Source organism: Bacteroides intestinalis (assembly GCF_003464595.1).
Taxonomy (GTDB): Bacteria; Bacteroidota; Bacteroidia; order Bacteroidales; family Bacteroidaceae; genus Bacteroides; species Bacteroides intestinalis_A.
Map to the genome: position 1 here is coordinate 43,844 of NZ_QRZF01000020.1, position 22,712 is coordinate 66,555.

At 39.6% G+C, this 22,712-nt stretch carries 16 protein-coding genes; 15 read left to right on the top strand and 1 reads right to left on the bottom strand.

Annotated features, from left to right (window positions below):
- Positions 1-7 precede the first annotated feature (7 nt).
- The 3 genes from DWW10_RS20945 to DWW10_RS20955 are packed head-to-tail and all read left to right on the top strand — an operon-like array spanning position 8 to position 1,904.
- A complete protein-coding gene (locus DWW10_RS20945) occupies positions 8-1,120 on the top strand; it encodes a GNVR domain-containing protein (RefSeq protein WP_007663715.1) in 1,113 nt (370 codons plus the stop codon).
- Positions 1,096-1,443, top strand: a complete 348-nt coding sequence (locus DWW10_RS20950) for a UpxY family transcription antiterminator (protein ID WP_118422174.1) — start codon at positions 1,096-1,098, stop codon at positions 1,441-1,443. The genes DWW10_RS20945 and DWW10_RS20950 overlap by 25 nt, the downstream gene beginning before the upstream one ends.
- A 2-nt stretch (positions 1,444-1,445) precedes the next feature.
- Entirely contained in the window at positions 1,446-1,904 is a 459-nt protein-coding gene (locus DWW10_RS20955; protein ID WP_222850740.1) for a WbuC family cupin fold metalloprotein, read from the top strand.
- Here DWW10_RS20955 and DWW10_RS20960 read toward each other — a convergent pair.
- Positions 1,901-3,112 (bottom strand): ROK family transcriptional regulator, encoded by a 1,212-nt coding sequence (locus tag DWW10_RS20960; RefSeq protein WP_022393799.1) that lies wholly within the window; start codon positions 3,110-3,112, stop codon positions 1,901-1,903. The two genes, DWW10_RS20955 and DWW10_RS20960, sit on opposite strands and share 4 nt — an antisense overlap.
- A 377-nt stretch (positions 3,113-3,489) precedes the next feature.
- Here DWW10_RS20960 and DWW10_RS20965 point away from each other — a divergent pair, with 377 nt between their 5' ends.
- From DWW10_RS20965 to DWW10_RS21020, 12 genes are read left to right on the top strand one after another with little or no spacing between them, the layout of a single operon-like run.
- Positions 3,490-4,584: a DUF4434 domain-containing protein gene (locus DWW10_RS20965; protein ID WP_022393798.1), complete on the top strand. Its 1,095-nt coding sequence runs from the start codon at positions 3,490-3,492 to the stop codon at positions 4,582-4,584.
- 1 nt (position 4,585) lies between these two features.
- Positions 4,586-6,010: a calcineurin-like phosphoesterase C-terminal domain-containing protein gene (locus DWW10_RS20970; RefSeq protein WP_022393797.1), complete on the top strand. Its 1,425-nt coding sequence runs from the start codon at positions 4,586-4,588 to the stop codon at positions 6,008-6,010.
- A gap of 7 nt (positions 6,011-6,017) precedes the next feature.
- Positions 6,018-7,421: a sugar porter family MFS transporter gene (locus DWW10_RS20975; RefSeq protein ID WP_022393796.1), complete on the top strand. Its 1,404-nt coding sequence runs from the start codon at positions 6,018-6,020 to the stop codon at positions 7,419-7,421.
- Between the two features lie 37 nt (positions 7,422-7,458).
- A complete protein-coding gene (locus DWW10_RS20980; RefSeq protein ID WP_022393795.1) occupies positions 7,459-8,634 on the top strand; it encodes a n-acyl-d-glucosamine 2-epimerase in 1,176 nt (391 codons plus the stop codon).
- 13 nt (positions 8,635-8,647) lie between these two features.
- On the top strand, positions 8,648-9,712 hold the full coding sequence (locus tag DWW10_RS20985; RefSeq protein ID WP_022393794.1) for a DUF4434 domain-containing protein: 1,065 nt from the start codon (positions 8,648-8,650) through the stop codon (positions 9,710-9,712).
- 8 nt (positions 9,713-9,720) lie between these two features.
- Complete coding sequence (locus DWW10_RS20990) at positions 9,721-11,127, top strand: sialate O-acetylesterase (protein WP_022393793.1); 1,407 nt, start codon at positions 9,721-9,723, stop codon at positions 11,125-11,127.
- Positions 11,124-13,310, top strand: a complete 2,187-nt coding sequence (locus tag DWW10_RS20995; protein WP_022393792.1) for a DUF4434 domain-containing protein — start codon at positions 11,124-11,126, stop codon at positions 13,308-13,310. Before DWW10_RS20990 ends, DWW10_RS20995 begins: the two co-directional genes overlap by 4 nt.
- A gap of 23 nt (positions 13,311-13,333) precedes the next feature.
- Positions 13,334-14,881, top strand: a complete 1,548-nt coding sequence (locus DWW10_RS21000; protein ID WP_022393791.1) for an ADP-ribosylglycohydrolase family protein — start codon at positions 13,334-13,336, stop codon at positions 14,879-14,881.
- Positions 14,882-14,895: 14 nt separating this feature from the next.
- Positions 14,896-16,446: a DUF4434 domain-containing protein gene (locus DWW10_RS21005; protein WP_022393790.1), complete on the top strand. Its 1,551-nt coding sequence runs from the start codon at positions 14,896-14,898 to the stop codon at positions 16,444-16,446.
- A gap of 52 nt (positions 16,447-16,498) precedes the next feature.
- Entirely contained in the window at positions 16,499-19,750 is a 3,252-nt protein-coding gene (locus DWW10_RS21010) for a SusC/RagA family TonB-linked outer membrane protein (RefSeq protein WP_117707708.1), read from the top strand.
- A gap of 12 nt (positions 19,751-19,762) precedes the next feature.
- A complete protein-coding gene (locus DWW10_RS21015) occupies positions 19,763-21,490 on the top strand; it encodes a RagB/SusD family nutrient uptake outer membrane protein (protein ID WP_022393788.1) in 1,728 nt (575 codons plus the stop codon).
- Between the two features lie 31 nt (positions 21,491-21,521).
- Entirely contained in the window at positions 21,522-22,664 is a 1,143-nt protein-coding gene (locus DWW10_RS21020) for a glycan-binding surface protein (RefSeq protein WP_022393787.1), read from the top strand.
- Positions 22,665-22,712 lie beyond the last annotated feature (48 nt).

Here is a 22,712-nt window from a genome sequence, read left to right on the forward strand (position 1 = left end):
AGAAGTTATGAGTGAAGAAAACAAACTGAATACAACTCCTCAACAGCCGGAAGAACAAGAGATCGATTTAATAGAACTTGCTCAAAAGGTGTGGGCAAGTAGGAAACTGGTTTTCAAGGCGTGTGGATATGCTGTGTTGGTGGGACTGGTTGTAGCATTCAGCATCCCGAAAGAATACTCTACAAGTGTGACGTTAGCACCAGAGACTGGTGGTAAGTCGGGTGGAGGTAGTATGGGGGCATTAGCGGCTATGGCAGGTATCAGTTTAGGTGCTTCCAGTGGTGAAGATGCTCTTTCACCGGAACTCTATCCTGATATTGTAAGTTCCACTCCCTTTCTGATTGAGCTTTTTGATGTAAAGGTGAAAGATCAGAAAGATAAGATTGATACAACACTTTATGCCTATTTGGACGAGTATCAGCGTGGACCTTGGTGGGGAGCCATCACTTCAGCTCCTTTTAAAGCATTGGGTTGGGTGATATCTTTGTTTAAAGATAAAGAAGAAGAAGGTGTTGCTGCTAAAACAGATCCATTCAGATTAACCAAAGATGAAGCTGCAATTGCAACTGCCTTGAGCAAACGTATTTCTGTTTCTGTAGATAAGAAAACAGGTGTTACGACTTTGTCGGTTACTATGCAGGATCCTTTGATTTCAGCTTCATTGACAGATACGGTAATGCGCTGCCTGCAGAACTATATCACGGATTATCGGACCAATAAGGCGCGTCATGATTTAGCTTTTACAGAGAAACTCTATAAGGAGGCTAAAGATAATTATACTGCTGCACAGTCAAAGTATGCATCTTTTGTTGATGCTAACCAAAATATAATTTTGTTAAGTTATCGTGCTGAACAAGAACGCTTGCAAAATGAAATGAATTTAGCATATAATGTGTATACTCAGGTTGCTCAGCAATTACAGATGGCTAAGGCTAAGGTGCAAGAAATTACTCCGGTGTACACCGTTGTACAGCCGGCATCAGTTCCTTTGCGTCCGGCTAAACCCAATAAAGTAATGATTCTTATCGGTTTTATTTTCTTAGCTGGAGTAGGTAGTGTAGGTTGGATTTTATTTGTAAAGGATTTATTAAAAGGATGGAAAAAGCAAACAACAATATGATGATGGATGAAAATGCACGTTGCTGGTATATTGTATATACGGCACCGAGATTGGAACGTAAATTGATGCAGCATTTAAATGTTGCAGGGTATAAGACTTTTTGTCCTATGCAAACAATATATGTAAATTGGAATGGGAAAATGAAGGAGATTATTGTTCCTTTTTTCTCAGGTTGTGTTTTTGTAGAAGGAGATTTGAAGGATATAGCTCCTGTTGTAGCATCTCAGAAAGCCGCTTTTATAGTGGGTACTGATGGCAAAGAGCTTTCTATTGTATCAGATAAAGCAAACCTTTCAAGTAAGTTTGCTCAATTGTTGAAGTAATGATGAAGCTGATTTCGGAAGAACTATTGGACGGGGTAACTCATGATGCTCAGGAGAATTCTCGTTTACGAATGAATTATAATTTTCATGAGTCTTTAGATGCGCCTATTCACCGTCTTCTTAATGCCCTGGAGCCGGGAACTTATCTCCCTCCTCATCGTCATGTAGATAAGGAAGAAACTTATATTGTTCTGCGCGGAAGTCTGATAGCGTTTTTCTATGATGATATGGGCAATGTGACGGAAAAAGTTAATCTGAATCCATCAGCTGGAATGTATGGAGTGGAAATACCTTCCGGTACTTGGCATAGTATTGTAGTTTTAGAGTCTGGTACTGTTATCTTTGAAATAAAGAGTGGCCCTTATAAGCCACTTCCACCAGAAGATGTTGCGCCATGGGCACCTGCACCTTCCGATGTGGAAGGCGCAGCTATATTTATGAAACGAATGTTGGAGGTCTAGTTTGTACCTTCAAACATTCGACTTCGTGCCAACATGCATGCCCCAACAATACCCGCCTTGTCTTTTAACTTAGAGGCTGTAATGACTGAGTCTTTATTGACGAGGTTTAGAGAATACTTTCGTACTGCTGTTCTGATGGGTTGGGTAATGTAATCTTCAGTCAGAGATAATGTTCCTCCGATTATTACTAATTCGGGATTGAAGATATTTATAAGTCCTGCTATTTGTTTACCTAATTTTTGCCCTATCTCTTCTACAATTTCAATACATAAGAGGTCTTCTTTATTCACTGCAGCTATAATTTCATCCAGCGTTATTGGGGTTTCCATATTTACCCGGTTGGATAAAATCGAATTTTCCCCTTTCAGTATCCGTTCCAGCAGAGTACGATGTAGGGCAGATCCGGAAGCTTCTGTTTCCAAACAACCTTTTTTGCCACAATGGCAAATAATCTCATTGTCAAATGTATTCACATGTCCAAACTCTCCGGAAAATCCAGACTTTCCTTTATAAATTTTTCCGTCTATAATGATTCCGATTCCTAATCCCCAACTGACATTAACAAAAATAATATCTTTCTCTCCTTTTACACATCCTTGCATATATTCTCCGTATGTCATGGCGCGTGTATCATTATCAATCGTTACAGGATAGCCGAGTCTTTCACTTAATACATCTGCGAGGGGACGTTCTTCAAAATTAAACTGACTGAAACTATATCCCGATTCAGGATTTACTCTTCCTGATACGTTTACATTAATATTCAATATCTTTTCCGTATCTATTGGGAGCTTTTTTATGAAATTGAGAATCAGATTGCAAAGTTCGTTCATTCCCTCTAAGGAATTTTCAAAATTATAAGGTATATCCATTTTAAGTTCTACCATATCGCCTTTGAAATTTATTAATCCAATATTGATAGAGAACTTCTTAATGTCTACTCCTATGAAATAGCCTGATTTGGGGTTTAGTCCATATAAATTAGGATGTCTTCCTCCGCTTGTTTCCAGTTTGCCATAATCGTTTATGTATCCTTCGTCATACATTTCTCCAATTAGCTTAGTAACTGTAGGAACACTTAAATCCAGTTCTTTTGAAAGATCAGGAATTGTCGAACTACCATTATATATATAATAGGTAATAATCCTTTTTTTAATGAGGGCATTTTTAGACCCCATTTCTATTTCTTTTAAAAACTGCTGATACATATATCTTGTTAATTTCATTATTTACCACAAAGATAATTAATATTTTTATTAACCTCAACCTTTTATAATGGAAAAGAAAGCATTTGTTCTTTTATGATTCAATTCATGCTTAGTATATTAAGCTTTATCTCACCTCAATTTTTATATTTAGTTCGTATTCATTTCTCTTTTTTCTTTATTAAGGGCTAAAATAAGGCATGATTTAATTAAATACTAATGAAAATAAGATTTTGATAATAAAATAATTTATTATCTATTGTTTATATAATAAATATATCTATATTTGCATCGTATTATAAACAAGAAACGCTTTATAATAATAAAACTTAAACACGCATTCAATAGGTTAACATGTATAATATACAGAAAGGAATACTATGAAAACAAGTAACCGCAGAGAATTTTTAAAGAAAGTCGCTTTAACAGGAGCTTCCGCTTTGGTAGCTCCTGGGCTGCTGGCCACTGAAGCAATAGAGAGCACTTCATTTGCTTCAATACAGAAAAGCGATGCTGGTCGGCTTATTATTCCTAAAGAGAATGGGTTAAAGATTACCGGGACTTTTTTAGATGAAATATCACATGATATTCCTCATCAAAATTGGGGCGAAAAAGAATGGGATCAAGATTTCCGGCACATGAAAAATATAGGAATTGATACTGTTATCATGATCCGTTCCGGCTATCGTAAGTTTGTCACCTATCCTTCTAAATATTTATTGGGTAGAGGATGTTATATGCCCTCTGTTGATTTAGTAGACATGTACCTTCGCTTAGCGGAGAAATATCAGATGAAGTTTTATTTTGGTCTGTATGATTCCGGAAAATACTGGGATACGGGTGATTTGTCATGGGAGATTGAAGATAATAAGTATGTGATCGATGAAGTCTGGAATCAATATGGTGAAAAATATAAGAGTTTTGGTGGCTGGTATATAAGTGGTGAAATCAGTCGTAAAACCAAGGGGGCCATTGATGCTTTTCGTGCAATGGGAAAACAATGTAAGGATGTGTCTGGTGGTTTACCTACTTTTATTTCTCCTTGGATTGATGGAAAGAAGGCTGTGATGGGAACTGATAAGTTAACTAAGGAAGATGCTGTTTCAGTTCAGGAACACGAAAGAGAATGGAATGAAATATTTGATGGAATCCATGAAGTGGTTGATGCGTGTGCTTTTCAAGATGGGCACATTGATTATGATGAATTAGATGCCTTCTTTACAGTAAATAAAAAGCTGGCAGATAAATATGGAATGAAATGCTGGACGAATGCGGAGACATTCGATCGTGATATGCCTATAAATTTCTTGCCGATCAAGTTTGATAAGCTTAGAATGAAATTGGAAGCTGCAAAGAGAGCCGGCTATGATAAAGCCATTACGTTTGAGTTCTCACATTTCATGAGTCCTCAGTCTGCTTATTTACAAGCTGGACATTTATATGATAGATATAAGGAATACTTTAATATCAAATAATATGAAACGTTTATTGAAATATCTATTTGTTTGTTGCATCTGTATCCTGAATATGAGTGCCATGGCTCAATCTGCTTCTGGCATTAAGGGAAAGGTTATGTGCCAAGGTAAAGGAATATCCAATGTCGTGGTGACGAATGGTTTCGACTGCGTGTTGACAGACACGAAAGGAATGTATAGTTTACCATATCATCGGGATGCACGTTTTGTTTATGTGACGACTCCGGCCGGATATCTGCCTCAAAGAGAAGCGAGTCTTCCTCACTATTATAAAAGAATAGACAGTGAAGTGGAAAACTATGATTTTACCTTGATTAAGAATCCTAAGAATGATGATAAACATATCTGTCTGGTACAGTCTGATGTACAAGCTGCCAAAGCTAGTGACATTGAGGGGTATATGAAATATTTGAAAGATGTTCGTCAATTTGTAGGTGAACGGCGAAATAGTGATATTTTTGTTTTGGATTGTGGTGATATTGTGGGTAATGCACCGGCTATATTTCCTTCTTATATCCAAGCTTCTAATGTCCTGGACCTTCCTTTCTATCGTGCTGTAGGCAATCATGATATGGAATATGGAGTACGCTCTTATGAACATTCTTACAAGACTTTTGAAGAGTATTTCGGACCGATCTATTATTCTTTCAATCGGGGTAAGGCACATTATATTGTATTGAATAACTGCTTCTATATTAATCGTCATTATCGCTATATAGGCTATATTGATGAGCGAACGCTGCAATGGATAGAGGCGGATTTATCTTTCGTACCGAAAGATCATCTGGTTTTTGTTGCAATGCATATTCCAAGCAGCTCTACAAAAGAGCTACAGTTTAATGCATTACTTCCTGATGAAACCAGCAATGCCTCCAGTTTATATGATCTTTTAGCCGGATATGATGCACACATATTTTCCGGACATACCCATTACAATTGGAACGTTGTGTTTAATGATAAACTCATGGAACATAATACGGCGGCTGTTTGCGGTACTTTCTGGAAAGCCGATATCTGTACGGATGGTACCCCCAGCGGTTACGGAATTTATGAAGTAAATGGTAATAAGGTTACTTGGAGCTATAAGAGTGCGGGATTTCCTATTGATCACCAATTCAGAGGGTATCCGGTCGGTTCTTCAGAAGAATACCCCCAGGATATTATTGCCAATGTTTGGAATTGGGATGAGTTGTGGAAAGTTGAGTGGTATGAGAATGGTAAGTGCATGGGTGAGATGCAACGTTTCGAAGGGTATGATCCTGAAGCAAAGATTATCTGTTCGGATAAAGAACGGGTAGAATATGACTGGATTATGCCTATAAAAACAGAGCATTTATTTAAGGCGACTCCCCAAAATAAGAATGCAGTTATCGAGATAGTAGTAACGGATCGTTTCGGACATATATATAAGCAAAATATTAAATAACAATTCTATGAAATCTACAATTAATATAGGGTACCTTGTTTTTCTGTCAGTTGTTGCTGCCTTAGGTGGTTTCCTCTTTGGATACGATACAGCTGTCATTTCCGGAACTATTGCTCAGGTGACAGAGTTGTTTAAACTTGATGCCTTACAGCAGGGATGGTATGTAGGATGTGCATTAATAGGCTCCATAGTTGGAGTACTTTTTGCCGGAGTCCTAAGTGATAAATTCGGTCGTAAACTGACTATGGTTATTTCAGCGGTTTTATTTTCTACATCAGCCATTGGATGTGCTTTATGTGCTGATTTTAACCAGTTGGTCATTTACCGTATAATTGGTGGCATTGGTATTGGCGTTGTTTCTATAATATCTCCACTTTACATTTCAGAGGTTTCTGTTGCCCAGTACAGAGGACGATTGGTTTCTTTATATCAATTGGCCGTGACTGTTGGTTTTTTAGGTGCATATTTAGTGAATTACCAACTGCTGGCTTATGCTGAAAGTTGTACTAATCCGGGAACTGGCTGGTTTGATTTAATTTTTGTAACTGAGGTGTGGAGAGGGATGTTAGGAATGGAGACTCTTCCAGCTATACTGTTCTTTATCATCATTTTCTTTATACCGGAAAGTCCCCGCTGGTTGCTTTTGAAAGGACAGGATGCCAAGGCTACAAATATTTTGGAGAGAATTTATGTTTCTGCTAAAGATGTAGCATTTCAGGTGAATGAAACGAAATCGGTTTTATCTTCCGAATCAAAATCCGAATGGTCTTTATTGTTGCAACCAGGAATTCTGAAAGCTGTCATCATTGGTGTTTGTATTGCTATATTAGGCCAGTTTATGGGAGTAAATGCCGTTTTGTATTACGGCCCTTCTATCTTCGAGAATGCAGGTTTGTCAGGTGGCGATTCTCTTTTCTATCAGGTTCTGGTAGGATTGGTTAATACTTTAACTACGGTTCTGGCATTAGTCATTATTGACAAAGTCGGCCGTAAGAAGTTAGTTTATTATGGAGTTTCGGGTATGGTCGTTACTTTATTACTAATAGGATTCTATTTCTTGTTTGGTGAATCCTTAGGTATTTCAAGCATATTCCTGCTTATATTCTTTTTGTTTTATGTATTTTGCTGTGCTGTCTCCATATGTGCAGTGGTATTTGTCCTTCTTTCTGAAATGTATCCTACCAAAGTTCGCGGATTAGCTATGTCTATCGCAGGATTTTCTTTATGGATCGGAACGTATCTTATCGGCCAATTAACCCCCTGGATGCTCCAGAATCTTACCCCCGCCGGAACATTCTTTTTATTTGCTGTCATGTGCGTTCCTTATATGCTTATTGTTTGGAAACTCGTTCCTGAGACTACCGGCAAATCGTTGGAAGAGATTGAGCGTTACTGGACCAGTTCCAAATAGAAATCGACCTTAATATACATATATAATATAGAGAATTATGGATTTTAAAAAATTAGCTGCTCTTTATAAGGACGAACTGATGGATAATGTTCTTCCTTTCTGGCTAGAACATTCTCAGGATCACGAGTTCGGCGGGTATTTCACTTGCTTGGACCGTCAAGGTAATGTTTTCGATACAGATAAGTTTGTTTGGTTGCAAGGCCGTGAGGTATGGTTGTTTTCAATGCTCTACAATAAGGTAGAGAAACGTCAGGAATGGTTGGATTGTGCCATTCAAGGCGGGGAGTTCTTGAAAAAGTACGGTCACGATGGAAATTACAATTGGTATTTCTCTCTTGACCGTACGGGACGCCCGCTGGTAGATCCTTATAACATTTTCTCATACACTTTTGCAACCATGGCTTTCGGACAACTCAGTCTTGCTACCGGAAATCAGGAATATGCTGATATTGCTAAGAAGACTTTTGAGATCATCCTGTCTAAAGTGGATAATCCGAAGGGTAAGTGGAATAAACTGCATCCCGGTACGCGAGATTTGAAAAACTTCGCTCTCCCGATGATTCTATGTAATCTGGCTTTGGAAATCGAACATTTACTTGATGCTGATTATTTAGAGAAAACTATGGAGGTATGCATCCATGAAGTAATGGAGGTTTTCTATCGTCCTGAACTGGGAGGTATCATCATTGAAAATGTACAGACTAACGGTGAACTTTCTGATTCTTTTGAGGGACGCCAGGTGACTCCGGGGCATGATATTGAAGCCATGTGGTTTATTATGGATCTTGGAAAACGTCTGCATCGTCCTGAACTGATAGAAAAAGCCAAGAATGTTACTTTGACAATGTTGGAGTATGGCTGGGATAAAGAGTTCGGCGGTATATATTACTTTATGGACCGTAAAGGATATCCTCCTCAACAACTGGAATGGGACCAAAAACTTTGGTGGGTACATATTGAAACATTGATTTCTTTATTGAAAGCTTATCAACTTACTGGCGATAAGAAATGTTTGGAATGGTTCGAGAAAGTGCATGATTATACCTGGAATCATTTTAAAGATCCGGAATATGCTGAATGGTACGGCTATCTGAATAGGAGAGGAGAGGTGTTGCTACCATTAAAAGGTGGGAAATGGAAAGGATGTTTCCATGTACCCAGAGGACTGTATCAATGCTGGACAGTGCTGGAAGAAATTATAAAATCAGAATGAAAAATCTAATACTATGAATCGACGAAATTTTCTAACGACTTTAGGCTTGGGGGCTGCCGGTATCATTTTACCGGGAGTCTCGCAGGCAAAAGTTCTGCAGGAGGCCATTCAAAATCCAAACATCAAGCCGATATCCGGTTCCTGGTTTGAATTCCAACACCCGGGAGGAAAAGAAGGTGTGTATTGGGATAAAGATTTGAGAAACTTTACTGCAACCCAGTGGCGGGAAAAGATACGTGAAATCCGTGAAACAGGCATGGAATACTTAGTCATGATGAATGTAGCTTCTCATGGTTTTGCATTTTATGATACGGACCTGGCTCCTAAGTTTAAAATGGGATGTGAAGATCCCATAGAAACAGTACTTTCGGCAGCAGATGAGTTTGGTGTTAAGTTCTTTGTAAGCAATGACTATTGGGCATTAGATCTGGATGCTGTAAAGATGATGACCGACAAAGAGTTGGGCAGGAAGAGAGCCAAATGCATGGAAGAAATTTATGCAAGATATGGACATCATAAAAGTTTCTATGGTTGGTATTTTCCCAATGAATCATGGTTGGATCCTTATTTTGGTGAGTATGTAATTCCATATGTGAATGAATGTGCGCAGATAGCCAAGTCTCTGAATGCGAATTGTGTAAATATCATTGCGCCTTATAACATTAAGGCCGAAAAGTGTGATGACACATTCATTAAACAATTAGAGCAACTCAATGTAGAGATCGTAGCTTATCAAGATGGCGTGGGAGTGGGTGTCACTACCTTTAGTCAATCAGCCCGTGCTTTTGAAAATTTAGCTAAAGCGCATCAAAAAGCCGGTCGTTCAAGAATATGGGCCGACATGGAGCTTTTTTACTTTGAACAGACTACTCATGGTAGTTTAATCTCGGCTGATTTTGATAAGAGAATTATTCATCAGATGGAGGCTATATCTCCATTTGTAGATAAGATTCTGGTATATCAATATCTTGGTATAATGAATAAACCCGGTTCGCTGGCTCATGCCGGTCTGCGTGATGAGTCAGTCAGACTATACAATCAGTACATGGATTGGTATAGAAAGCAGAACTTTAAATAATAACTACTATGAAACGATTAGTTACTATAATAACATTTATACTGGTATTTGCCAATATCTCAGCACAGAACCCGGAATTTGCTCTTCCATCTATCATTAGTGATCATGCGGTGATGCAACGGAATTCTGAAGTGAAGCTTTGGGGATGGTGTCCCAGTGTATGGGACCTGAAGATTGTATGCAGTTGGGCCCCTACAGATACGGTACATGTAAAGTCGGATATGCATTGCGCCTGGGAAGCCTATATACGTACTCCGGAAGCTGCAGGACCTCATAGTATTCGTTTTTACGGTTGGGAGAACAAACTGGAGAGGGAAATAAAAGATATTCTGATGGGTGAAACATGGTTGTGTTCCGGCCAGTCCAATATGGAATATATTATGAGCTATCCGGTTCGTGATGCCGGGGATATCACAAAAGCTTTGGAAAATAAGCAAGTTCGTTTTTTCAAGATATCTAAAGCAACGTCTAAGTATCCGGTAGAACGTATTCAGGGACAATGGGAAATTTGTTCTCCGGAAACTTACAAAGATTTCAGCGCTGTGGCCTTCTTCTTTGGTCAACATTTGAATGAAGCACTGAATGTGCCAGTCGGACTGATTGGATCTTATTGGGGAGGAACAGCAGTAGAACCTTGGATCGATGAATTTACTTTCAGCCATGAAAAGGAGTTGTTTGAGTTATCACAAAAACAACAAGTAGCAGGTTGGTCTCCTACTGCCAACTCATCCATTTACAATGCAATGATTCATCCTATCAAGAATTATACTATTGCAGGCGTCATCTGGTACCAGGGAGAAGCTAATAATGAACGGGCTGCTGACTATGGTCCTCTGTTTGATGGAATGATAAGAGGTTGGAGAAATGAATTTCACCGTTTTTTGCCCTTTTATTTTGTGCAGATTGCTCCATGGAATGGATATGCAGACAGAAATGCTGCTTATTTACGGGAACAGCAGGCAGATGTTGCTGCAACATTACATAACACTGGAATGGTCGTAGTCAGCGATCTGGTGAATGATATTTCTGATATCCATCCGAGTCTGAAAAAACAGGTCGGTGTCCGTTTGGCCAATATGGCATTGAAGAAAACCTACCATAGGGAAGAAGTGGAGCCTTATTCTCCGATGTTAAAGTCTATCCGTATAGAAGGACGCAAAGTTATGGTGACTACTACTGCTATTAAATTAACGTGTAATGACAAAACCATCCAAAACTTTGAGATAGTGGATCAGGCAGGAAATGTATATCCGGCAGATGCCAAACTAATGAAGAATGGTGAGATTAGTGTTTCTTCCGTAAAAGTAAAAACTCCGGTTGCAGTACGCTATTGCTTTACCAATGATGCAGTTCCCAATTTATTTGATAGTAACGGGTTGCCTTTGGCACCATTTAGAACAGATAGAAAGAAATGAAAAAATATTTATTGATCCTATTTAGTTCACTATTGTGTCTTTCCTGTTTGGCCCAGACTTCTAATTTGAAGTTTCGTGATGGAAAGTTCAAGATTGTGCAGTTCACCGATTTGCACTGGGTGGAAAGCGATTCTTATAAACAAAAGAATGACAGTACTTATAACTTGATGCGTGAAATTATTCGCTCAGAACGTCCTGATCTTGTGATTCTGACAGGTGATGTAGTGGTTTCCTGGAATGCTCTTCGTGGCTGGAAAAGATTGGCTGGTTTGTTCGAGGAAGAGAAAATGCCGTTTGCTGTTACGTTCGGGAATCATGATGAAGAAACTGATATGAATAATGCCCAGATTCTTGAATTTCTGCGTACGGTACCCTATAACCTGACTTATGATGCAGAAAATGGAAAGTTGTCCGGTTCCGGTAATTGTGCGCTTCCTATCCTTTCATCTGATGGAAATTCAGAAAAATGGGTTTTGTATTTGTTCGATTCACATAATCTTACCCAAGACCGTTCTTTCGGATATTATGACTGGATTAAGCATGATCAGATAGATTGGTATCGTAAGACAAGTGATCAGTTTACAGTACGTAATAAATACAGATTGCCATCGATGGCGTTTTTCCATATTCCTCTACCCGAACATGAAACGGCCAGATGGGCTTGCCGTGAATTCGGTGAGAAGCAGGAAGGTGTTTGTGCGTCCAACATAAATTCAGGCTTATTGTCCTCTTTTATAGAGAAAAAAGATGTAATAGGAGTATTTGTCGGGCACGATCATAACAATGACTATATGGTTGATTGGAACGGTAATATAGCATTAGCTTATGGACGTAAAACAGGCTATCCGTCTGCTTATAATGAAGTTCTGAGCCGAGGTGCCCGTATCATTAATCTGCATGAAGATGAAGCCAGCTTCGATTCATATATTATTGACCTGAAAGGTACATATTTCCATTACATGTTCGAACAGAAAAATCAAGGTACCAATATCCCTCGTTTCAGCGGTTCTTTTATACAAGAATATTTAGTTGCTAATTGGGATGATGCACGTTGGGATCGGGAAATGGAAATGTTTAAAGAGGCAGGTATGAAGTATCTGATTTATGCACCTGCACTTCTGACAGATGAGAAAGGAAAAACAACTACTAACTATCCCTCTTCGCTGACAAAGAAAAAACAGCAGAACAAGACACTTGAAAAGTGTTTGCGCAGTGCCCAGAAGAATGGAATAAAGATCTTTATTGGACTGAATTTTAACGATAGATGGTGGAAAGTAGATTATGATGCAGATTGGTTGATTAGCCAAATGGAAATCGGCAATAAAGTGGCAGATGAACTGGTTGCCTTGTACAAGGAAAAATATCCGGATGCAATGTACGGATGGTATTGGGTTTGGGAAGTTGACAATCTGAACTGTATGACAGCTGAACGTCAGGCTATTCTGGCGAGAGCCTTAAATACAAATTTGGATCATCTTTCAAAGCTCACTCCGGGAATGCCGCTCATGCTTTCTCCGTTTATGAATCATAAAGTAGGTGGAAATGCAGAAGAATACGGAAAAATGTGGGAGAATGTTTTTGCACAAACTCACTTCCGATTTGGAGATATTTTTGCTCCGCAAGACTGTGTCGGTGCCGGTGGATTGAACTTAGATAATTTATCGGACTGGTTCTCTAAATTGAAACAAGCTGTCAATACTAAACCGGGATTGAAATTCTGGGGAAATGTTGAAACGTTCGATCAACAATTCTGGGTGAGTGCTCCTCTGACAAGGATAAAGAAGCAACTGGATATAGTTAATGGTTATGTAAGTAATCTAATCTGCTTTGCTTATAGCCATTATAATAGTCCGTTTGTAGTGAATAAGGACTATCATCAAGCCTACCTGCAATACTGTAAAGAAGGTAAACTTCCTCAAATAGCTACTCCGCAGGAAGTTATAAGTGCCAGTATGATAAAGGTAGCTAATGGCATGGAAGTTAAGTGGATTCCAGGTAGTCTGGAGTCGGTTGCCGGTTTTAATATTTATAAGAATGGCACGCTCTTAAAGAAACTTCAGATACATGGAAATGACTTCCTGACTTCTTTCATTGATAAGGAAGGTAATGAAGGTAGTGTATATGAGATATCTACCTATAATGTAATGGATAAAGAATCAGCTAAGCTGAAAGTTATAAAGTAAAATATAGTTTAATGTAAAGAACCATGAAGAATATAGCCTTTATTATTTATGTTTTTGTAGTTGTTGTGTGGTGTGCAGGATGTACTTCCTCTTCCTCCCAAACAGCAGTTCCGTCTGAGGTAACGATGACGCAGGATGAACTGGCTGATAAAATAAGAGGTGGCTGGGCGGCTAAGACCATTGGTTGTACCTATGGTGGGCCCGTAGAGTTTCTGCATAACGGTACAATGATTCAAGACTATACTCCTATAAAATGGTCCAAGGACAGAGTAAAGTTCTATTTTGATACTTTTCCCGGTTTATATGATGATCTGTACGTAGACATCATCTTTGTTAATGTGTTCGAACGTTTAGGTCTGGAAGCTCCGGCCGATTCGTTTGCAATCAGCTTTGCCAATGCCGGTTTTCCATTATGGCATGCCAACCAGGTTGCCAAGTATAATATCAAACAAGGCATTATGCCGCCTATGTCCGGTCATTGGTTGAATAATCCCCATGCTGATGATATAGATTATCAGATTGAAGCAGATTTCGCAGGGTTGATGACACCGGGTATGCCCAATACTGCTTCCGAAATATCTGATAGAGTAGGACATATCTTCACTTACGGTGATGGCTGGTACGGAGGCGTATATGTTGGTGCGTTGTATTCTATGGCTTTTGTTTCCGATGATATGGAAGTCGTTGTTTCGGAGGCACTGAAAACAATTCCCGAACAGAGTGATTTTTACCGTTGCATGAAAGATGTGATAGACTGGTATAAGCAGTATCCGAATGACTGGAAACAGACCTGGTTCGAGTGCCAGAAGAAGTGGACATCGGAGGTTGGTTGTCCTGACGGTGTTTTTGCTCCGTTTGATATTGATGCAAAGATTAACAGTGCCTATGTCATAATGGGGTTATTGTATGGACAGAAAGATTTCTTTTCCACAATTGACATAGCTGCCCGTTGTGGACAGGATTCGGATTGCAATGCAGCTACAGCTGCCGGTATTTTGGGTACGATGATAGGATATTCTAATATTCCGGAGAATTGGAAAGAAAGTCTTTATGAAATAGAAGACATACCTTTTGCCTATACAGATGTATCTCTTAATAAACTATCGGAACTGGGCTTGAAACATGCTTTGCAAGTAATAGAAAAAGAAGGTGGTAAAGTAGATAATGGGCAGGTGACTATTAAAGTTCAAAAACCTGTTGCTGTAAAATATGAGAAAGCATTTGAAGGTCATTATCCGGTGGATAAACTGGCTGTCAATACTACTTTACAGGATAATACCGGCTTTGTGTTCGATGGCATCGGTTTCGTTTTGAAAGGATATGTGAAATGTACAGATGAAAACTATGTGGCTCAGGTTGAAATGTATATTGACGGTAATCTGATTGAAACGGCAAATCTGCCAGTTGCCAAAGCATCTTCCATTGATGATAGAAGGGTAGATCTTTTCCATAGATATCAGTTGCAAAATGCAAAGCATGAGATCAGTTTTAAATGGTTGAACCCTCATAAAGATGCACACATTTATTTGGGTGAAGCAGTAATCTATTCAGATAAGCAGAATTTTAATTAATAAACATAGAAACTATGAAACAGAACATTCGAGTAATACTATTTGGCCTATTGGCAATGTTGGTTGCGATGCCGTCAGTAACTGCATGTGCTGCTAATGACACTTCCGGTAAGCAGGGAAAAGTCGGAAAGCCAGTCACAGGTGTAAAACCTATTACCGGCACATGGATCAATCTGGCATATAAAGATGTGCGTAATAAATATACCAATCCTCAAAACTTTGATAATACAGACCCGAAGTTGTGGGCGGCTAAGGTTCGTGAATTAGCGGCTATGGGCATTGAATATCTGGTATTCATGGAGGTAGCTAATGAAGGTAAGGCATATTATCCTTCTAAAATCATGCCTTGGCTGTATGATAAGGGCACGAAAAGTCCTGTAGATGCTATCCTTGATGAAGCAGCAAAACATAACGTGAAAGTATTTATGAGTACCGGTTGGGCAAAAGATCAGGATGATAATCTGCTGGACCCGGCAATCAAAGAACGCCAGTTACAGATTATGGAAGAACTGGCCTCTCTTTACAAAAATCATAAGGCTTTTTATGGTTGGTATTTGCCGGTAGAAGATTGTATCTGTCCGATTTTTGCCGAACATGCCGTACAATCGGTTAATACATTGGCTGAAAAGGCGCAAACTCTGACGCCTGGCAAGAAAACTTTGATATCTCCTTATGGAATTGGTTTGTCGGAGTTTGATAATCCGGATTTTGAGAAACAGATGGCAAAATTGAAGGTCGATATTATAGCTTATCAGGACGAAGTGGGTTGCGTGCGTGATAAGTTCACACTTCCCCGTTTGAAAAAGAACTGGCAAAGAATGCGTGATATTCACAATCGACTGAATATTGAAATGTGGGCAAATTGCGAAACATTTACGTGGGAAGAAGGTACGAACGACCGTCAGTCCGCTTTGATTCCGGCTGCCTATTCTCGTTTACTGTCTCAGCAGGCAGCTGCATCTGCAGCAGGGGTAGACCGCATTATTTCGTTCATGTTTGGTGGCATCATTGAAGATCCGAAATCTTCTTATCAGTTGGGGCAACCGGTTTGGTCTAATGATGTATGCAACAAATATATGGCGTGGAGAAACGGCGATACATACTGGCAAATGTTTGAAGCAACTCTATTGGAAAAACTGATGAATACAGCTACTCCTGACATGATTAGTAAATCGGACATGCAAGCCCTGCTGGATGGCAAAGTAGCTGAAGAAAATAGTGAAGACAACCGTTGGGTGAAGTTTGACCAGGGACACCATGAAATAGTGGTGGATTTGCAAAAGAAAACTCCGGTCAAGAATATCATGGTGCGTACATTGAACTATAATCCGGAAGGAATCAATACCCCGCTGAAAGTCTATGTATATACTTCAGAAGATGGAAAAACTTATGGTCTGGCTTCTATCAAAGATACCCCATATTTTCCGAATAATAAGCATGATGCCTGGATTGACGGGATATTATTCGAAAAGTTGAATGAAAATGCAAGGTATATAAAGGTTGCTTTTGATGTTCCTCAGAAAGTATATATGGATGAATTATTTATTAATCCTACCATCAAATAACAACTAAACAGAGAGTGATAAAGTTTAATTTAATTAATCCAAAAATGAGTCTATGAAAAGATTGCACAAATCGATGAATGGAATTATTGGTGTGCTTTTAATGGCACTAATGTTAGTTCCGAATGGTTTGAAGGCTGAAACTACAGACATGCTTCAAACGTCTAAAATTACGGGCATTGTAACCGATGATTCAGGTGAACCTGTAATTGGTGTTACAGTTCGTGTGAAAAATGCAACGGCGGGAGCTATTACAGATGTAAACGGACGTTACTCGGTAAATGCTTCCAGTAATGCTACTTTAGTTTTTTCTTTTGTGGGTTACAAAACTCAGGAAGTAGCAGTGAAAGGTAAAGCTACTGTAAATGTTACATTACATGAAGATAGCCACATGTTGGAAGAAACAGTGGTTATCGGTTACGGTAGTGTACCTAAAAAGGATCTTACGGGTTCTATCTCTTCCTTGAAAAGTGACGATTTACTGAAAACAAATCCGACGAGTATTAATCAAGGTTTGCAGGGTAAAATGGCAGGTGTACAAGTTTCACAAGCCGATGGTGCTCCTGGTGCAGGTGTAACTATCCAGATACGTGGTGCCAACTCATTTACTACCAATACAGAACCATTGTATATTCTGGACGGCGTGCCCTTCACGGCAGGTGAAGCGCCCTCGACTGACTTCGGAACGAAATCCAATAATAACCCTCTGAGTTTAATTAGCCCGCAGGATATAGAGTCTATTCAGGTATTGAAAGATGCTTCTGCCACAGCTATCTATGGTTCGCGTGCTGCTAATGGTGTGGTTATTATCACGACTAAGAGTGGTGCTCAGGGCAAGGCAAGAGTTCAGTTCAGTGCTAATTTCAGTATGTCAAAACCTGTAAAACTGATTGATGTTTTAAGTGCGGGCGATTATGCACAGTTCAAGAACGAATGTACTATTTTCGGTTATATGTATGATGGCAAGAATTATGTTTCCGACGAAAGTCTTCCTTATCCTATACCCGGCCATTGGTCAATTAAAAAGGGTACCGATCCTGTGACTGGTGAAGAGATCATTCTTGAGAGAAAATATCTGCCTAGTCCTGATGATTTCCGTAATGGTTTTGACTTGCGTGAAGATGGAAATTTGTTCTATGGTACTAACTGGCAGAAGGAAATTTTCCGTGATGCGTTTAGTCAGGAGTATAGTCTGAATGTTTCCGGTGGTGACCAGAAAGGATCTTATATGTATTCTGGCGGTTATCTTGATCAGCAGGGTGTTATTGTGAACTCTTATTATAAGCGCTACAATGTTCGTGCAAATAATAATCGTAAGATTAATGATTATGTTGAAATCGGTAGTAATCTGACTTTCACAAAATCGGAAAATCGCCTGGCCCGTACTAATACGGAAAACTATGGTGTGATTGAGTCCGCAATTGCATTTAATCCGACTCGTCCGGTATTCGACCCGGATGCAGACTCTAAATATTCAGAGGACTTTGCTTCTGGTTTGGCAAATCCATATCTGAGTGCTCATACAGAAAAGAATGTGCTTGAAACTTATGGTATTTATGCTTCTGGTTTTGGTGAAATAACATTTGTGGATTGGCTGAAGTTCCGTCAGAACATCGGTTATGGTTATACCTATAACGAACGTAGCCAATATTATAATCGCTACACCGGTTCAGGACAAAATCCTACCAATGGTTATGGAAGAAAAGATGATAATGCATACGAGGGTTTTACTTTAGAGTCTTTACTTACTTTTGAAAAGAAGTTTGGTGTGCATGCTTTCAATGTTGTTGCCGGTATGACTTATGAAAAGTCTATGGGAAGAAGCAAATATATGCTTGCCAAGAATTTCCCGAATGATATTACAGAAGATAACGATATGAATGCTGCAGTAGGTGAAAAAGAAATTGGAAGCGGCAGATGGCGTTCACAGTTGATGTCTTATCTGGCTCGTGCCAATTATAATCTGTTAGACCGTTATTTATTCACCGCATCATTCCGCCGTGATGGTTCCAGTCGTTTCAATCCTCTGAACCGTTGGTCTAATTTCTATTCCGGTGCTATTGCATGGCGTATGTCTGATGAGGCATTTATTAAGAATCTTAATTTCTTTGATAACCTGAAGTTGCGTTTCAGTGCCGGTCAGACTGGTAACCAGGGTATTAGTGCCTATGCAACCCGTTCTCGCTTCGAAGCCCAGAATTATCCGTTCGATGGAACGATGAATCCTGGTGCCGGTGAAGATCGTTGGGGAGGACCTGCTGCCGCTAATTTGAAGTGGGAGACAACGAATCAGTTTAACCTTGGTTTGGATGCAGCTTTCTTCAATAATCGTGTAAATCTGGTTGTTGATTTGTATTACAAGAAAACAACGGACTTATTACAGTATCGTTATATTGATATGAGTTCTGGTTTCAATCAGATAGCTTGTAATTATGGCGATGTAACCAATAAAGGTCTTGAAATAACAGCACATGTCATTCCGGTGAAAACCCGCGACTGGATGTGGACATTAGATGCCAATATCTCTTTCAACCGCAATAAAATTGGTGGTTTGAATGCCGATCAGTTCTCTGATGTAGCTTGGGGTATTGAAAGTATGTTCCTGAGAAGAAATGGTCATCCTATTGGTACTTTGTACGGATATGTGGAAGATGGATTCTATGATAATGAGGCTGAAGTACGTGCTGATCCATATTACAGAGATGCAACTCCTTCTAAAGTGAAATCTATGGTTGGGCAGGTGAAGTATAAGAACCTGGATGACGATCCGGTAATCGATGACCGTGATAAGACGATTATTGGTGATACGAATCCCGATTATCAATATGGTATTACCAGTACATTGAACTGGAAGAAATGGACATTCAGCTTCTTCCTGCAAGGTACACAAGGAAATGATATTTTGAATGTGAACTTGAAGCAGTTTGATGTAGCGGTAGGTTCGGGTAATATGCCTTATTTCGTATTCAACAACCGTTGGACACCTGAAAACAGAGCTGCAGCTAAATGGCCGCGTGCCGATGGTACCTTTACCCGTGCTATGAAAGCTTCCGACCGTTATATTGTAGATGGTTCTTATCTGCGTTGTAAGAATATTAGTTTAAGCTATAATTGGGCTCATCCGGTGAAATTTGTAGAGTCCATTAACATCGTAGCAAGTATAACTAACCTGTTTACTATTTCCGGTTATGAATGGTATGACCCGGATGTAAACGCGTTCGGTAGTGACCCGACTCGTAGAGGTGTGGATATGTCATCATATCCGAGTGCCCGTACATTTAACTTAGGTATTCAATTAGCATTCTAAAAAAGTAAGAATATGAAACTGTTAAAAATATTAAGCTTATGTGCTGCAGGTTTGTTTCTGACCACTTCATGTGACTTGGAAGAGGAAACATTTACCTTTGTTGCAGGTGAAGATGTTGCTGCCGAAGGTTCGTATGATCAGTTGGTGGCAGGTGCTTATCATACTTTGCATTGGCCTTTCACATGGGGTAATTATCATAATGTGGTGAACTTCGATTGTGATTATCAAACAGGGCCGAGCTGGGCTTTTGGTGATGAAGGTGCCGGCAACTTTTATGATAAAAATTCGACAAAAAACTTCTATCAATATTATTGTACTACTATCCACAGAGCCAATTATCACTATTACTTAGTACAGAAGATAACAGGTGTTACTGAAAAAGAAAAGAATAATGCATTGGGAGAGCTCCGTTTCTTGAAGGCATGGTCTCAGTTCCAGTTAGTTCAGTTCTTTGGTCCTATACCTTTGTATACATATTCCATTGCAGAGGGTAATTCTACCGAATTGCCGCGGTCTTCTGTAAAAGAAGTGTATGAGCATATTATTGAAACACTGAAAGAAGCCGAAGCATTGCTGCTTCCGCGTACCGATGAGGCATTTAAGAAAGGTCACGTATGCCGTGCCACTGCCAAGGCTTTGTTGGCTAAGGTGTATGCTACTATTGGTTCAGCTTCTATGAAGAGTGGACAAGTTACAGTAAAAGGTGGTCCGGGAAGTAAAGTAAATCCTGATGGAACAACCTCCCGTTTGATGCCTGTAGCCATTACTCACAGCAAGAATGTTGTAGCCGGGTATGAAGAGTTTGATTCTCAGGAATATTATCGCCTGGCAAAAGAAAAGGCCGGAGAAGTAATCAATAGTGGTGAGGTTTCATTGGCAAGTAGCCAGAAAGAATTGTGGAGTCCGGCTTATAAGAATGGACCTGAGTTGCTTTTCTGCTTGCAGACAATGGTTGGACAGGGTGACGATTATTACAACTATGTTAGTAAGGATTATTACGGATGGCCCGATCCGGCATACAATGGCGAATGGACTTCCGGTTACTACGTTCAAAGAGACCATTGGTTGCAGACTTTTGACGACTGGGATGATGAGCGTATCACTTGGGGAGTAAAACACCGTGTTCCGTATAACTGGAATAAAACTTATGAAAAAATGGAGTGGTATTTCTACCCCGAACGCGATAGTGTAAAAGTACGTCAGGGCTTACCTCCATACGAAGGATGTCCATATAAGTACGAAACTACGGATGTTGTACGAAACGGTGCCCATGAGTATGGTGCCAAACTTGAAAAATTTACAGCTATAACTGCTGATAATAATGGTAATCGTACAGACTGGAACTGGCCGTATTTGCGTTACGCCGATCTCATTCTCATTTATTGTGAAGCAGAAAATGAGTTGAATGGTCCTACAACGGATGCTTTTGCTAAAATGGAAATGCTGAACAAGCGTAATAACAGTACATTGGTAAGCAAACGTCATGAGAAGAATCCGTTTACAAAAGAGTCGTTCCGTTCATTCGTTCTTGAAGAACGTGCCAAAGAGTTTGCAGCCGAAGGTATCCGCCGCTATGATTTGCTTCGTTGGGGTATCTATCTGCAAGTAATGAATGCCATCGGTACTGTGGATGAAAATGAGATTGTAAAACGTCGTGAAGAGAAGCATTTGTTATTACCGTTCCCGCCCGATGTTGTCAATACGAATCCTTATATCGACAGGAATAATCCGGGATGGTAATTTTATTTATTAATAACTAATAGATAATGCAATGAAAAATATAATGAACTTCAGAAATATATGTTTGGGTGGAGCGCTGTTATTGGGTTTGTCATTTACGGCTTGTTCGGATGATGACTATAATCCAATGCCTATACAGCTTACCAATGTGACCACCCTTGATGATATGAATACTCCGATTACGGAGGCAGCTATGGGCGATTTTATTGCAATACATGGCACAGGGCTCGATGTACGCAATATTGATTCGGTTTTGATTAATGATGTAGCATTGGATATGCTGGAAGTATATACAGAAAGTGATATTCTGTTCCTGAAAATTCCAGTGAAATTACCTAAAGAAGAGACCAACAAGATTTATATCTATAATTCTACAGGTCGTCAGGAAATCCCCTTTAAGGCCAATGCGCCAAAACTCCGTCTGGACCGTATGTTTAATGAATATACCAGCCCGGGTGATACCATTATGATTTATGGCGACTTCTTTGAACTCTATGAGATAGATTCTCTCAATGCAGTAGTCGATTTTAATGGTAAAATTTCGAAGGTAATCAGCAGTGGTAATAACTACCTGACTGCCCAAGTGCCTAAGACTGTTGATAAAAACATCAAGGTAAAGGTGAAAGGTACAAAATGGGATGTGGAAGCTACATGTCCGGGACGCTACTATGACCGTGAATTTATAATAATGGACTTTGATGAATTCCTACCCACCAGTATGGCCAATGTGGTTACTGATGAGAAAGATCCTCAACGTTTGAGCGGTAACTTCTTGCGCATTGATGATAAATCTGAATATTCCGGTTGGTGGTATATTGCAGAGAGAGGCGGCATTGCTTATACTGCCGATATGCTGGGGCTTGAAAGCAGCAAGAACTATGTAGTGAAATGTGAGTTCCGTACAGCTAATCAGTTTGTACAGGATAAGATTAAGTTCTGTAATTATCTGTATTGGGCAGCTCCAACCTGCGACTGGGTTGCAACGGATTTCAATGTCCAGAACTTTAATCGTTGGGAAACTATTACATTGCCGTTTACTGTTATTCAGTCCACCGATTATCCGGATAATTACCCGGGATCTTATACCAGCTTCAATATGCGTCTTGAGATAGATCAGAATATTGCCCGCAATTTTGCTTTTGACAATATCCGTATCTATAAAAAAGGTGATTGATGCCGACTGAATGCTATAATCTCCCCAGGAGTATAGTATATCCAGAAG